The organism is Nakamurella alba, from assembly GCF_009707545.1.
Taxonomy (GTDB): Bacteria; Actinomycetota; Actinomycetes; order Mycobacteriales; family Nakamurellaceae; genus Nakamurella; species Nakamurella alba.
The window spans coordinates 34878-48014 of the sequence record NZ_WLYK01000005.1 but is presented as its reverse complement, the minus strand read 5'-3'; the positions used below and the strand labels follow the sequence as shown (position 1 = coordinate 48014).

Here is a 13137-nt window from a genome sequence, read left to right as displayed (position 1 = left end):
AACCGTGTCGCCCTGCTGCGGGCCTGTGTGTCGTATCCCCTGCGATGCTGCCGTCCCCGGACGGATCTGGTCCGTCCCCGGACAGATCGGGAACAGCCCCGGACATGCCGGAACGGCCGGGACCACCGCCCATCGTCCCACCTGTGGCATCAAGGGCCGGTGGGTCCGGAGGACGGCAGGGTTCTGGCCGTACCCGGAAGGACGCGCGGGAGGCGGCCTTCGTTGCGTGGACCGGGCGGGTGACCTGCATCACGTCGATCCTCCATCTCCGCCGAACAGCTGGAGCAGCCCGAGTGGGATCGCGGCCGGCGGCGCTCCCGAGCTGTTGGATCCCACCGTGATCACCAGGATCCCGGCCACGGCCACCACCGCCAGGATGATCAGCGTGATCAGCACCGCCAGACCGGTCCGGCGGCCGCCGACCTGCGGCACCGCCCCGGTCATCGGGTAGTTCGCCGGGCCGATCGGGGTGGGCACGGCGCGCGGTGGCACCTGCGGGACCGGGGCCGACGGGATGGGTGCCGGCACCCCGCCGGAGGCCGGCGGGCCGAATCCGACGCTCGGGTTGCCGCCGGCCCGCACCGCCGCGACCGCGCGGGACACCGTGGCGCCGTCCGGGAACCGGGCGGCCGGGTCCTTGGCCAGCATCCGCATCACCAGCGCGACCACCGGCGGCGGGATGTCCGGCGGCAGCGGCGGCGGCTCCTCGCGGACCTGCATCATCGCCACCGACAGCGGGTGCTCGCCGTTGAACGGTCGGTGCCCGGCCAGGCACTCGTAGGCGACGATCCCGAGGGCGTAGACATCGGACGCGGGGACCGCCTCCAGCCCGGACGCCTGCTCGGGGGAGAGGTACTGGGCCGTGCCCATCACCATGCCGCCGCGGGTCACCGGCACCTGGTAGGCCACCTTGGCGATGCCGAAGTCGGTGATCTTCACCTGGCCGGACGGGGTGATCAGGATGTTGCCCGGTTTGATGTCCCGGTGCACCAGGGCCTGGGCATGGGCCACCTGCAACGCCTTGCCCGACTGCTCCAGCACGTCCAGCGTGCGTGGGACGGACAGCCGCGGGGTGCGCGCCAGCACTGCCGACAGCGGCTCGCCGGTGACCAGTTCCATCACCAGGAACGCGGTGTCCCGCGGGCCACCGGCGATGGAGGCCACCTCGCCGTAGTCGTGCACGGCGGCGATGCCGGAGTGGTTGAGCGAGGCGGTGATCCGGGCCTCCGACCGGAACCGGTCGACGAACTCCGGGTCGCTGGTCAGCTCGGACTTCAGGATCTTGACCGCGACGTTCCGGGCCAGCCGGGTGTCCTCGGCCACCCACACCTCACCCATGCCGCCGACGGCGATCCGGCTGGTCAGCCGGTAGCGGTCGGACAGCAGCAGTCCGGGGGTCAGCGACATGTCCTCACCCGCCCAGCGCCGCGCCGATGACGGTGCGACCGATCGGGGAGGCGATCTTGCCCCCGGTGCCGGACAGGTCCCCGTTGCCGCCGTTCTCCACCAGCACGGCGACCGCGATCTGCGGGTCCTCGGCCGGGGCGAACGCCACGTACCAGGCGTGCGGCGCGGTGTTCTTCGGGTCGGTGCCGTGCTCGGCGGTGCCGGTCTTGGACGCGATGGTCACGCCGGCCAGCGACCCGTTGCCGGTGGTCTCGCTCTCCGACTCGATCATCATGTCCCGGATCTGGTCGGCGACGGCGGTGGGCATGGCGTCCTGGTTCGCCACCGACGGCTCGGTCTGCGAGATCACCGACAGATCCGGCCGGGTGGTCCGGTCGACCAGGTACGGGTTCATCCGGACACCGTGGTTCGCGATCGTCGCCGCGATGATCGCGTCCTGGAACGGGGTGAACGCGACATCCCGCTGCCCGATGGAACTCTGGGCCACCGCCGCCGGGTCGGCGAGGTCGCCGAGCCGGGACGGGGTGACGTCCAGCCCGATGTCGTAGCCGTTCCCGTCCACCCCGAGGGCCGCGGCCTGGGCCCGCAGCTTGTCGCCGCCGAGCGCCATGCCGACCTCGGCGAAGGCGGTGTTGCAGGAGAAGGCCAGCGCCGTCACGAAGTCGACCTCGGAACTGCCCGAGTCGCCGCAGCTCTCGCCCTGGAAGTTGGACAGGGTGGCGCCTCCGGTGCCGGGCAGGTCGATGGTGGGCTCACCGGTGACCTGGCTGGTCGGGGTGTACCCGTTCTGCAGGGCGGCGGCCGAGACCACCAGCTTGAATGTCGATCCGGGCGGGTAGACGGCACCGATCGCCCGGTTCAGTTTCACCGACGGCTCGCCGGAGTTGATGATGTCGGACTGCCGGCGCTGCACGTCCTGGTTGTGGCTGGCCAGCGGGTTCGGGTCGTAGGACGGCGTGGACACCAGGGCGAGCACGGCGCCGGTCTTCGGGTTCAGCGCCACCACCGACCCGGCGTAGCCCTTCGAGCTCAGCGCGTCGTAGGCGGCCTGCTGGATCGCCGGCACCACGGTCAGCTGCACGTTGCCGCCGCGCGGGTCCCGCCCGGTGAGGATGTCACCGAGTTGCCCGCCGACCAACGCGTCGTCGTCGCCGGCCAGGATCGAGTTCATCGACTTCTCGATCCCGGTGGCGCCGTAGACGGTCGAGTAGTAGCCGGTGATCGGCTGGTAGACCGCGCCCTCCGGGTAGATCCGCAGGTACCGGAACGCGTCGTCGCTCGGGTCGGAGCGGGCGAGAACGATGCCACCGGCGGTGATCTGGCCACGCTGGCGGGAGTACTCGTCGAGCGTGGTGCGCGAGTTGTGCGGATCGGCGCGCAGTTCCGGGGCCTGGATCACCTGCAGGTAGGTGAGGTTGCCCAGCAGCAGCACGATCAGCACCATCACCGCGACGCCGATCCGTTGCATCGGCAGCTTCACTCCTGATCACCCCGCTTCGTCAGCGGGACGACCTGGGTCATCGCCTCGTTCAGCGACTCGCGCTTGGGGGCGGCGGGTGCCGGCGGGTCCTTGGGCCGGCGGGAGGAGTCCGAGATCCGCACCAGCAGCGCCAGGATGATGTAGTTCGCCAGCAGGCTGGACCCGCCGTAGGACAGGAACGGCGTGGTCAGGCCGGTCAGCGGGATCAGCCGGGTGACGCCGCCGACCACGATGAACATCTGGAAGACCAGGGTGAAGGCGAGGCCGCCGGCCAGCAGCCGGCCGAAGGTGTCGCCCACCGACAGCCCGGCGCGGATGCCGCGGCCGGCCAGCAGCAGGTAGCAGAGCAGCACCACGGTGAGCCCGACCAGGCCCAGCTCCTCGCCGAGTCCGGAGGCGATGAAGTCGGTGGAGGCGCACGGCACGATGTTCGGCCGGCCGGCGCCCAGCCCGGTGCCGAAGATGCCGCCGGTGCCCAGGCCGAACAGCGACTGCACCAGCTGGTAGCCGTCGCCGGTCGGGTCGTCGAACGGGTGCAGCCAGATGTCGACCCGCTGCCGGACGTGACCGAACAGCCGGTACGCCAGGTACGCGCCGCCGCCGAACCCGACCAGGCCGATGATCAGCCAGGACACCCGCGAGGTGGCCAGGTAGATCATCACCAGCATCACGCCGAAGATCAGCAGCGAGGTGCCGAGGTCCTTGCCGCGGACCAGCACCGCGAGACAGATGACCAGGGCGAGCAGCAGCGGGCCGAGGTCGCGGGCCCGCGGCAGGGTCAGGCCCAGGAACTTCTTGCCGGCACCGGTCAGCACCTGCTGCTTGCTGGTCAGGAACGCGGCGGCGAAGACGATCAGCGCGATCTTGGCGAATTCGGCCGGCTGGATCGACAGCAGGCCGGGGATCTTGATCCAGATCTTGGCGCCGTTGACCTCGGACAGGCTGGCCGGCAGCACCGACGGCAGCGCCAGGAACAGCACACCGAGCAGCAGCAGCGTGTACGAGTACTCCGCCAGCTTGGTGTGGTCCTTGACGATCATCAGCGTGGCCAGCAGGAACAGCAGCGCGACGCCGGTCCACAGCAGCTGGGTCGGGGCCTGCGGCTGGTCGGCCGGCACCCCGCAGTTCGCCGTCCCGGCCGCCGCCCTCGCCAGATCGAGCCGGTAGATCATCACCAGGCCGAGACCGTTGAGCAGCGCGACCAGCGGCAGCAGCACCGGGTCGGCGTACGGGGCGAAGGTGCGGATCAGCAGGTGCGCGATCGCCAGCGCGGCGAGGTAGCCGAGCCCGTACCAGGCCAGCTGCAGGGTCAGCTCGCGGGACTGGTTCAGCTCGACGATCACCAGCGCCGCGGTCACGATGACCGCGGCGAACACCAGCATCCAGATCTCCGCGGCCCGGCCGGTGGGGCGGCGCAGCGCGGCGAACGGACGCGGTGGGGTGCGGGGCGCGCTCACCCGACCACCCAGCTCGCGGGGTCGGACCTCACCCGGCCACCCGGCACGTCACGCCCGGGACCTCGGGGGCGGTGGTCGGGGTGGTCCCGGCCGTGCTCCCAGCGGTGGTCGGGACGGTCGGGGTGGTGGTCACGGTGCTGGTCACCGTGACGGTCGGGGTGGTGCGGGTGGTCCGGGTGCCGCTCGATGCACTCGGGGCGCTCGCGCCGCCCGACGCGCTCGCGCTGCCCGACGCACTCGGCGTCCCTGGTGCGCTCGAGATCAGGGTGTCCGTGGGAACGATCGTGTTCACGGTGATGCCGCTGCCGGCGGTCACGGTGGTGGTGACCGTGGTGGTCACGGTGGTGGCGCCCAGCCCCTGCACCGCGGACCGACTGGTGCCGCTGACCGGGGCCGACGGGGTGCCCGATGCGGACGCGCCGACCGACCCGGAGGCGCTCGGTCGGGAGGCGCTCGATCGGGAGGCGCTCGGCGGCCGGGAGGTGGTGGCGGTGCCGGAGCCGCTGCTCGCGGTGGTGCGCGAGGAGCTGGTCGCCGACGTCCCGCTCGAGCTGCTGCTGCTCGAGGTGCTGCTGCCGGAATCGCTCGTGCTGCCGGCGGAACCCGTGGCGGAGGGCACGCCGCACACCGGCAGCTGCTGCTCGGCGAGCCGATGGATGACGCTGCGCGCCTCGTCCAGGCCGCCCACCTCGATCCCGCCGTTGACCTGGTCCTGGGCCGCGGGCACCAGGTCGGTCACCTTCAGCGGGGTGCAGTCGGCGGCGCCGTTGCAGGAGTTCTCGGTGACCGACGCCAGTGTCAGGCCGAGGACGGAACCGTCGACGCCGCGGAAGACGACCACCTGGTTGTCCTGCGCGCCGACGAAGTACTTGCTGCGGGTCCAGAGGTAGGTGCCGCCGAGGGCGACCGCGAGCAGCACCACCAGGGCGAGGGCCAGGGCGGATCGCCGTCCCCAGCGCCGGTCCCGCGGCGGCGGCGAGCGGTCGGGCGATGCGGGACCGGCGGCGGCCCGGTCCGGGTCGTCCGGTCCGTCGTCGTCCTCGTCGTAGTAGTCGCCGGTGCTGTCGTCGTCCGGGTCGTCGTCGGCGTAGTCATCGGCGTAGTCGGCCGGCGCCGCCGGCTCCTCCGGGATCGGCGGCAGCGGCACCGACGGCATGCGCTGGGTCTCGTGGATCGGCTGCATCGGCCCGGTGGCCTCGGGGTCGAGCTCGTCCGGGTCCATGTCGCCGAAGGCGAACGGCCCGGTGACCGGCGCCGGGCCGGTGTCCAGTACGTCGGCGACGATCACCGTGACGTTGTCCGGTCCGCCGGCGACCAGGGCCAGTTGGATCAGCGTGTCGGCGACCTGGTCCGGGTCCTCGCCGGCCAGGCTGTCCGCGATCGATTCCGGCGAGACGTAGTCGGAGAGGCCGTCGCTGCAGATCAGGAAGCGGTCGCCGGGGGACACGTCGCGATAGGTGATCCGCGGGTCCAGGTCACTGCCGTTGAGCGCCCGCAGCAGCAGCGACCGCTGCGGGTGGTGCGCGGCCTCCTCCGGGGTGATCCGGCCCTCGTCGACCAGCTGCTGCACGAAGGTGTCGTCGTGCGAGATCTGGTTCAGCACGCCGTTGCGGTAGAGGTAGGCGCGGGAGTCGCCGACGTGCGCGAGGGCGACGGTGGCACCGTCGAACAGCAGCGCGGTGAGCGTGGTGCCCATGCCGTCGAACTCGGGGTTCTCCTGCACGGTCTCGGCGATCGCGGCGTTGCCCTCGCGGGTCGCGTCGATCAGCGGCCGGCGCATGTCGCTGCCCTCGGGCAGCTCGTCCAGCGGTACGAACGCCGCAACCACCAGCCGGGACGCCACGTCACCGGCGGCATGGCCACCCATGCCGTCGGCGATGATCAGCAGCCGGTCACCGGCGAACACCGAGTCCTGGTTGTTCGCCCGCAGCAGGCCGCGGTCGGTGCGCGCCGCGTACCGGATCCGATGGGTCACGGCCTCAGCTCGATCACCGTGCGGCCGATGCGGATCGGGACGCCGATCGGCACCGGGATCGGTGCGTGCACGCGCGTCCGGTCCAGGTACGTCCCGTTGGTCGAGCCGAGGTCCTCCACGGCATAGCCCTGCCCCTGCTGGATGATCCGCGCGTGCCGGGTGGAGGCGTAGTCGTCGTCCAGCACCAGCGTGGAGTCCTCCGCGCGGCCGATCAGGATCGGACCGCCGCCCAGTCGCAGCCGGGTGCCGGCCAGGCTGCCCGCGGTAACCACCAGGATCGTCGGGATCATCGATGCCACCCCGCCGGCGGTCGGGCGGGCCGGGGCGTTCGCGTCCCGGCGCCGGCTGCGGCGGCCGCCACCGGCCCGGGGATCGGCGGCGACCCGCAGGTCGGCCCGGATCACCCGGATCGCGGCCAGCACGAAGAGCCAGAGCAGGATGAGGAATCCGACCCGGGTCAGCTGGAGGACGAGCGCAGGCACAGGCGGATCAGCCGTGGATGTTGAACACGACCGTGGAGTGACCGACCCGGATGACATCGCCGTCAGCCAGCTGCCACGTCTGCACCGACGCGCCGTTCACCGAGGTGCCGTTGGTCGAGCCGAGGTCGTGCATGACCGCGACCTGGCCGTCGAAGTAGATGTCGATGTGCCGGCGGGAGACGCTGGTGTCCGGCAGCCGGAAGCTGGCGTCCTGGCCGCGGCCGACGATGTTCGACCCGCGCTGCAGCTGGTACGTGCGGTGCGAGCCGTCGTCCACCGACAACACGGCCTGCACGTCCGCCTGCGGCGCGGGCTGGCCGTAGCCGGGCTGCTGGCCGTACCCCTGGTCGTAGCCGGGCTGCTGGCCGTACCCCGGCTGGGCCGGCTGGCCGTAGCCCTGGTCGTACCCGGGCTGGGCCGGGGGCTGGCCCCAGCCGCCCTGCTCGTAGCCGGGCTGCGCCGGCGGCTGGCCGTACCCGGGCTGCGGTGCGTAGCCGGGCTGCTGGCCCGGCTGGCCCTGCTGTCCGTAGCCCTGGTCGTAACCCGGCTGTTGGCCGTAACCCGGCTGCTGTCCGTAGCCCTGGTCGTACCCGGGCTGCTGGCCGTACCCCGGCTGGCCCTGCTGGCCGTAGCCCTGGTCGTAGCCGGGCTGGGCGCCGGACTGCGGCTGGCCGTACTGCTGCTCGGGCTGGCCGTAGCCCTGGTCGTAGCCGGGCTGGCCCTGGCCGGGCTGGCCGTAGTGCTGCTGCCCGTACTGCTGGTCGTAACCCGGCGCGGCGGCGGGCTGGGCGCCGGACTGCGGGTAGCCGGGCTGGTTCCAGCCCTGGTCGGGGGCGCCGCCCCAGCCACCGGGAGCGCCGTACGGCGCGGCCGGCTGCGCGCCGGACTGCGGCGCCCAGCCCTGCTGCTCGTTCCAGCCCTGCTGGCCGTGCGGGTCGTGCCCGGGCTGCGCGGGAGGTGCCTGACGATCGTCGGGGTGCTGGCTCATGTGTCCTACTCCTGCGCTTCTCCTGGCTCGACCGGCCGGTGGCCGGCGATCGACATCCGGGTCGACGAGCGAACTGATGCGGAACTGCCCCGTGTGCAGGGAATTCGACTCCTCGAGGGTGACGGCCACGTCACCGAAGGTCTGCCATCCCTGCTCGTCCAGATAATCCCTGATCATCCCGGACAGCGCCGAGGCGACCCGCTCCTCGTCCGGTCCGACCTCGCGGTGGTCGGAGGGGCCGAGGCGGACGATGTAGTGGTTGGGGGCGATGGCGCGCCCGTGCTCGTGCCGGACCTTGCCGGACGCCTCGCGCTGCAGCGCGTCCGCGACCTCGGCCGGGTGCACGCTGCCGCCGAACAGCCGCGCGAACGTGCCGGCCACGGCGCCCTGCAACTTGCGCTCGAAGCTCTGGATGACTCCCATCGTCACCTCCCACCTGTCTCGTCGGTGTTGCCTCCACCCGGAGGCCCGGGGCGGACCTTCCTGCGGGCGCGCGGATGCACGCGGGCAGGGCAGCCCTGACTCGGTTGATCGTAGTGGTGCCTGCCAGAGGACGTTCCGCCCTTGATCAGGTTCCGCCGCACGTATTGCTGTGAATCCCGGTGGCTGGTCGGTCTCGCGGTGGTCGGGGCGCCGGGCGGGCTTGCCGCCCACCGGGGCCGTCGGTGGTGGGTGCCGCCGGTCGGGACCCCCGCCGAGCAGACTCCGCCGAGCAGGCCCCCGCAGATCCGGTGCGAGCAGCCACGGTGGGCGTGGCCTGGTGCAACAGATCGACCTGATCGTGCCGCCCGGGAGTCGTGCGGCGGCACGCGGCGCGGCTCGGGTGGTGGCATGGACCCGCCGAGCAGGCAGGGGCAGATCCGGTGCGAACAGCCACGGTGGGCGTGGCCTGGCGCAACGGATCGACCTGATCGTGCCGCCCGGGAGCCGTGCGGCGGCACGCGGCGCGGGCTCGGGTGGTGGCATGGATCATTTCGGTCCGCAGGTGCGAACCCGGCGACTCCTGTCCCACCCGCAACAAAGACGCTGTGAGGATCCATGCGAGCCGGGGTGGAGGGTGCCGCCGAGGTGGCGCGAACCTGCTCTGACCTGGCGATTCAAAACCGATCGTCACTGCGTGCTAACCTTTTCGGCGTCGCTCGGGCGAGTGGCGAAATGGCAGACGCGCACGGTTCAGGTCCGTGTGTCCGAAAGGACGTGGGGGTTCAACTCCCCCCTCGCCCACCAGAAGTTCCCGGATCGCTCCGGATCAGAACGGCCCTCACTCCGGTGGGGGCCTTCTTGTTTCTCCGGATCTTTCGACGCGGCAGTCCTCAGGGCGCGAAGGCGCGGGTGACGGTGTCGTGGAGGAGGGTGCGACGCCGCTGGTGCTCGTGCTCCTCTTCCTCCGCGGTCGCGGCGTAGACGTTGCTCACCGGCGACCAGGTCATGGACATCGAGATGACCATCGCCATCACGTCGAACGGGTCGGCGTCGGCGCGGACGGTGCCGGCGGCCTGGGCCGCGGCGATCACGTCGAGCTTGTGGCTGTCCATCCGGGCGGTGTCCGGCACCAGGTGTCCGGACGGCCGGCGCTCCAGTCGCATCCAGGTGGCGAGCCGGATGAGATCCGGGCGTTGCAGGTACTCGTCGTACAGCCGCACCGCCCAGTCACCGAGATCCACCACCCCTGGCTCCGGGTCGATCGGCACCACATTGGTGATCCGCTCGAAGGACGCCGCCAGCACGGTGTCGAAGAGACGCTCCTTGTTGCCGACGTACGCATAGACCTGCGCCTTGTTGATCCGGGCGGTTGCCGCGACCCGGTCGATCCGCGCCCCGGCGAACCCGTGCTCGGCGAACTCGGCGGTGGCGGTCTCCAGGATCCGCTGCAGGGTCGCCTCGCCCTTCGCGGTCGCGGGGTTCGTCTGCACAAGCCGAGTTTACCAACTGGTTGGTTGCAATCGGGAGCGCTGGACCTTACAGTCGATGCAGAACCAACCAGTTGGTTACTTCACGACGTGTGGACAGCGAGGAGTCGAACGATGAGGACCACCACCGCCTACCGGGCCGACGCGCCGGGCGCGGATCTGCGACCGACCACGATCGAGCGCCGCGAACTGCGAGCCGGTGACATCGCGGTGCGGATCACTCACTGCGGCGTCTGCCACACCGATCTGCACGCCCTGCGCTCGACAGACAGCAGCGCCTTCCCGGTCGTGCCCGGCCACGAGTTCGTCGGGGTGGTGAGCGAGATCGGCTCCGACGTCGACACTGTCGCCATCGGTGATCCGGTCGCAGTCGGCAACATCGTCGACTCCTGCGGCGAGTGCCCGATGTGCCGGGCCGGGCAGCAGAACTACTGCGACAGCTTCCCGACGCTGACCTACGGCGGTGCCGATCCGGAGACCGGCGACCGCACCATGGGCGCCTACTCCGCCGAGTACGTGGTGCGGGCGGACTTCGCCTACCCGCTGCCCGCCGGGCTGGATCCGGCCGGCGTGGCGCCGCTGATGTGCGCCGGCGCGACGGTGTGGGAGCCGTTGCGGCACTGGCAGACCGGCCCCGGCAAGCGGGTCGGCATCATCGGCCTTGGCGGACTGGGTCATCTGGCGGTCAAGTTCGCGGCCGCCCTGGGCGCAGAGGTCACGGTCTTCACGACGTCGTCGGCCAAGGAGCAGGACGCCCGGTCGCTCGGCGCGGAGGCCGTCGTGGTGTCGACCGATGCGGAAGCCATGCGATCCGCCCGTGGCAGCCTCGATCTGATCATCGACACTGTTTCCGCCGACCACGATCTCGGCCCGTACCTGCGGACCCTTGCCCTGGACGGGACCCTCTGCCATCTCGGCGATCTCGGTCCGGTGGGGGTGGACACGATGGACCTGCTGATCGGGCGGAAGTCGTTGAGTTCGTCCGGCAGCGCGGGTCTTCCGGCCACCCGCGAGATGCTGGATTTCTGCGGCGAGCACGGGATCACGGCCGACGTCGAGGTGCTTCCTTCGGCGCAGGTGATGACCGCGCTCGACCGGCTGGCGAAGGGCGACGTCCGCTACCGGTTCGTGCTCGACATGTCGGATCTCTGAACCGGTTCGATAGTCAGTGCCGACGGGTGCGAGCGAAAGGTGCACCCGAGACGGATGGACCGTTTCGCCTCACGACACCGTGCGGTACCGCTGCTCCATCACGCAATCCGTCGGTCGAGATCGGCCAACGGCTACCGTCAGGATCATGATCGATCAGCAGCGGTTCTGGGACGAACAGGCCGAGACCTTCGACCAGGAACCCGACCACGGCCTGCTCGACCCGGCGGTGCGGGCTGCCTGGGCCGCCCTGCTCCGCGAGGTCCTGCCGGAGCCGCCGGCTCGGATTCTCGATCTGGGCTGCGGCACCGGCAGTCTCGCCCTGCTGTGTGCGGAAGCGGGTCACCGGGTCGACGGCATCGACAGTTCACCTCGGATGATCGATCGCGCCCGCGCCAAGGCGCGAGCCGCGGGGTTGGCTATCAGCTACGAGACCGGTGATGCGGCAGACCCTCCCGCTTCGGCCGGACCGGTCAACGTGATCCTGGCACGCCACCTGCTGTGGGCCCTGCCGGATCCATCGGCGGCGATCAGCCGGTGGGTGGAGTTGCTCGCGCCAGGCGGGTCGCTGGTGGTGATCGAGGGACTCTGGTCCACCGGAGCCGGTATTCCCGCGGAGGCATGCCGGCGGATCGTGTTGGAGCACCGGCGGTCCGCGGTGGTGACCGTCCTGGATGACCCGGTGCTGTGGGGCCGGGTCATCGACGACGAGCGCTACCTGTTGGTCAGCCCGGACTGATCGGTCGGCGTCAGCCCGCCAAGAGCTCCCGGGTCACCAGTACTTTCACCTCGTGGCCGGTGGCGGCAGCGGCGAAGGCGTCGGCCGCCTGCTCGAGCGGGAAGGTGGCCGTGATGAAGTCCTCCGGCCGGACGAGCCCGGCCCGGATGATCTCGATCGACCGCTCGTAGTCCTCGGGCATGTAGGTGGCGCTGCCCTGCAATCGCATCTGCAGGTCCTGCAGCTTCGGCAGCGGGACGGTCACGTCCTTCTGCGGGACGCCGACGATCACCACGGTGCCGCCCTTCTGCGCCAGCCCGAACGCCTGGTCGACGGTGGGCTGCAGTGCGACGCAGTCGAAGACGACATCAGCACTCTCGCCGAGGATCTCGCGGACGTGCTGGACCATGTCGGGATCGCCGGCGTCGACGACCGCGTCGGCACCGAGCCGCCCTGCGCGCTCGCGCTTGCTCTCCAGCATGTCGGTGACGACCACGGTGCGCGCCCCCGCATACCGCACCGCCGCCAGCATCAGCAGACCGATCGTGCCGGCGCCGATGATCACGACGGCCTTGCCCTCGACGCCGCCGCTGATCCGCTCCGCGTGCACCGGTGTGGACAGCGGCTCGATGAGAGAGGCTTGCAGGTCGGTGATGTCGGTGGGCAGCACATGGACGCGACCGACCGGAACGGTGAAGTGGTCCGCCATCCCGCCCTGGTCGTAGCCGCAGCCGAAGAACCGGAGGTGCTCGCAGATGTGGCTGCGCCCGGTCCGACACATCTTGCACTCGCCGCACGGCAGAGTTGGCTCCACGGTGATGTGGTCCCCGACGGCCACGCCGTCGACCCCGGCACCGACCGCGCGGACCGTGCCGACGACCTCGTGCCCCGGCAGATAGGGGAGCGGGACGAACGGGTGGTGGCCGGCCGCCGCATGGACGTCGGAACCGCAGACGCCGGACACCGACATCTCCACCAGCACCTCGCCGGGCAACGGCTCGGGCCGCTCCGCGTCGACGACCTGCACGCCCTCCGGCCGCACGATCACCCGTCGCATGCTCTCCGGCATCCTGGAACTCCCGTCGTCGTCGACCCGTCGGACCTGCTGAGGACATTGTGACACCGATGTCAGAAGGTGCCACCGGCGGACCGGTCGCCACCCCGGTCGTCGCGACACGCCACGACATCTGGGGGTGGTCAGAGTTGCCCACCCCAACATGTACTGTCCTCGCTACCGAAGGTTCTCCCCGGGTGACACCGGGGAGAGGCAACAGGGAACCCGGTGCGATTCCGGGACTGCCCCGCAGCGGTGAGTGGGAACGACCACGGTCCCGGCGGCTCGAGAAGAGCAGCCGGACAGCACTGGGTGAGAGCCCGGGAAGCGACCGTCAGTAGGTGTGCCGGAGACGGCACGTGCCCACGAGTCCGAAGACCTGCCTCGGGACGGGCGCCACCGGCGCCCGTGCACGACTGACCCCGAGGGAGGGTCGTCCGCCCCCGCGGCTGCTGCCGCCGGGGTGCGCACGCTCCCCCGGATCCGTCGTCACCGACGGCTCGCGAGGAGAGAGCTT

The 13137-nt window shown here is 71.2% G+C and carries 10 protein-coding genes, 1 tRNA gene and 1 riboswitch; of the genes, 3 read left to right on the top strand and 8 right to left on the bottom strand.

Annotated elements, in window-relative coordinates; genetic code table 11:
• Positions 1-249 precede the first annotated feature (249 nt).
• The 6 genes from GIS00_RS12395 to GIS00_RS12370 are packed head-to-tail and all read right to left on the bottom strand — an operon-like array spanning position 250 to position 8212.
• Positions 250-1407: a serine/threonine-protein kinase gene (locus GIS00_RS12395; protein WP_154768768.1), complete on the bottom strand. Its 1158-nt coding sequence runs from the start codon at positions 1405-1407 to the stop codon at positions 250-252.
• A 4-nt stretch (positions 1408-1411) separates the two neighbouring features.
• Positions 1412-2875 carry a peptidoglycan D,D-transpeptidase FtsI family protein gene (locus GIS00_RS12390; RefSeq protein ID WP_154769263.1) on the bottom strand — a complete coding sequence of 488 codons (1464 nt, stop codon included), beginning with the start codon at positions 2873-2875 and terminating at the stop codon, positions 1412-1414.
• A gap of 8 nt (positions 2876-2883) precedes the next feature.
• Positions 2884-4344: an FtsW/RodA/SpoVE family cell cycle protein gene (locus GIS00_RS12385; RefSeq protein WP_322097895.1), complete on the bottom strand. Its 1461-nt coding sequence runs from the start codon at positions 4342-4344 to the stop codon at positions 2884-2886.
• Between the two features lie 28 nt (positions 4345-4372).
• A complete protein-coding gene (locus tag GIS00_RS28650) occupies positions 4373-6319 on the bottom strand; it encodes a PP2C family protein-serine/threonine phosphatase (RefSeq protein ID WP_322097894.1) in 1947 nt (648 codons plus the stop codon).
• Entirely contained in the window at positions 6316-6801 is a 486-nt protein-coding gene (locus GIS00_RS12375) for an FHA domain-containing protein FhaB/FipA (RefSeq protein ID WP_322097893.1), read from the bottom strand. The genes GIS00_RS28650 and GIS00_RS12375 overlap by 4 nt, the downstream gene beginning before the upstream one ends.
• A gap of 7 nt (positions 6802-6808) precedes the next feature.
• Positions 6809-8212, bottom strand: coding sequence for a DUF3662 and FHA domain-containing protein (locus tag GIS00_RS12370; protein WP_154769261.1), 1404 nt, complete (start codon positions 8210-8212; stop codon positions 6809-6811).
• 718 nt (positions 8213-8930) lie between these two features.
• Between GIS00_RS12370 and GIS00_RS12365 the strand changes: the two genes are divergently transcribed.
• Positions 8931-9016: transfer RNA gene (locus GIS00_RS12365), tRNA-Leu, on the top strand.
• 86 nt (positions 9017-9102) lie between these two features.
• Here GIS00_RS12365 and GIS00_RS12360 read toward each other — a convergent pair.
• Complete coding sequence (locus GIS00_RS12360; RefSeq protein WP_322097892.1) at positions 9103-9702, bottom strand: TetR/AcrR family transcriptional regulator; 600 nt, start codon at positions 9700-9702, stop codon at positions 9103-9105.
• Between the two features lie 111 nt (positions 9703-9813).
• On the opposite strand from GIS00_RS12360, the gene GIS00_RS12355 reads away from it, so the two are divergent.
• The gene (locus tag GIS00_RS12355; RefSeq protein WP_154768766.1) at positions 9814-10851 is read left to right on the top strand and encodes an NAD(P)-dependent alcohol dehydrogenase; all 1038 of its coding nucleotides are present in this window, start codon (positions 9814-9816) and stop codon (positions 10849-10851) included.
• 145 nt (positions 10852-10996) lie between these two features.
• Positions 10997-11587 (top strand): class I SAM-dependent methyltransferase, encoded by a 591-nt coding sequence (locus GIS00_RS12350; RefSeq protein ID WP_154768765.1) that lies wholly within the window; start codon positions 10997-10999, stop codon positions 11585-11587.
• A 10-nt stretch (positions 11588-11597) separates the two neighbouring features.
• Here GIS00_RS12350 and GIS00_RS12345 read toward each other — a convergent pair whose 3' ends face one another.
• On the bottom strand, positions 11598-12623 hold the full coding sequence (locus GIS00_RS12345) for a zinc-dependent alcohol dehydrogenase (RefSeq protein WP_154768764.1): 1026 nt from the start codon (positions 12621-12623) through the stop codon (positions 11598-11600).
• 164 nt (positions 12624-12787) lie between these two features.
• A riboswitch (cobalamin riboswitch) is annotated at positions 12788-13021 on the top strand.
• The last annotated feature ends 116 nt before the right edge of the window (positions 13022-13137 follow it).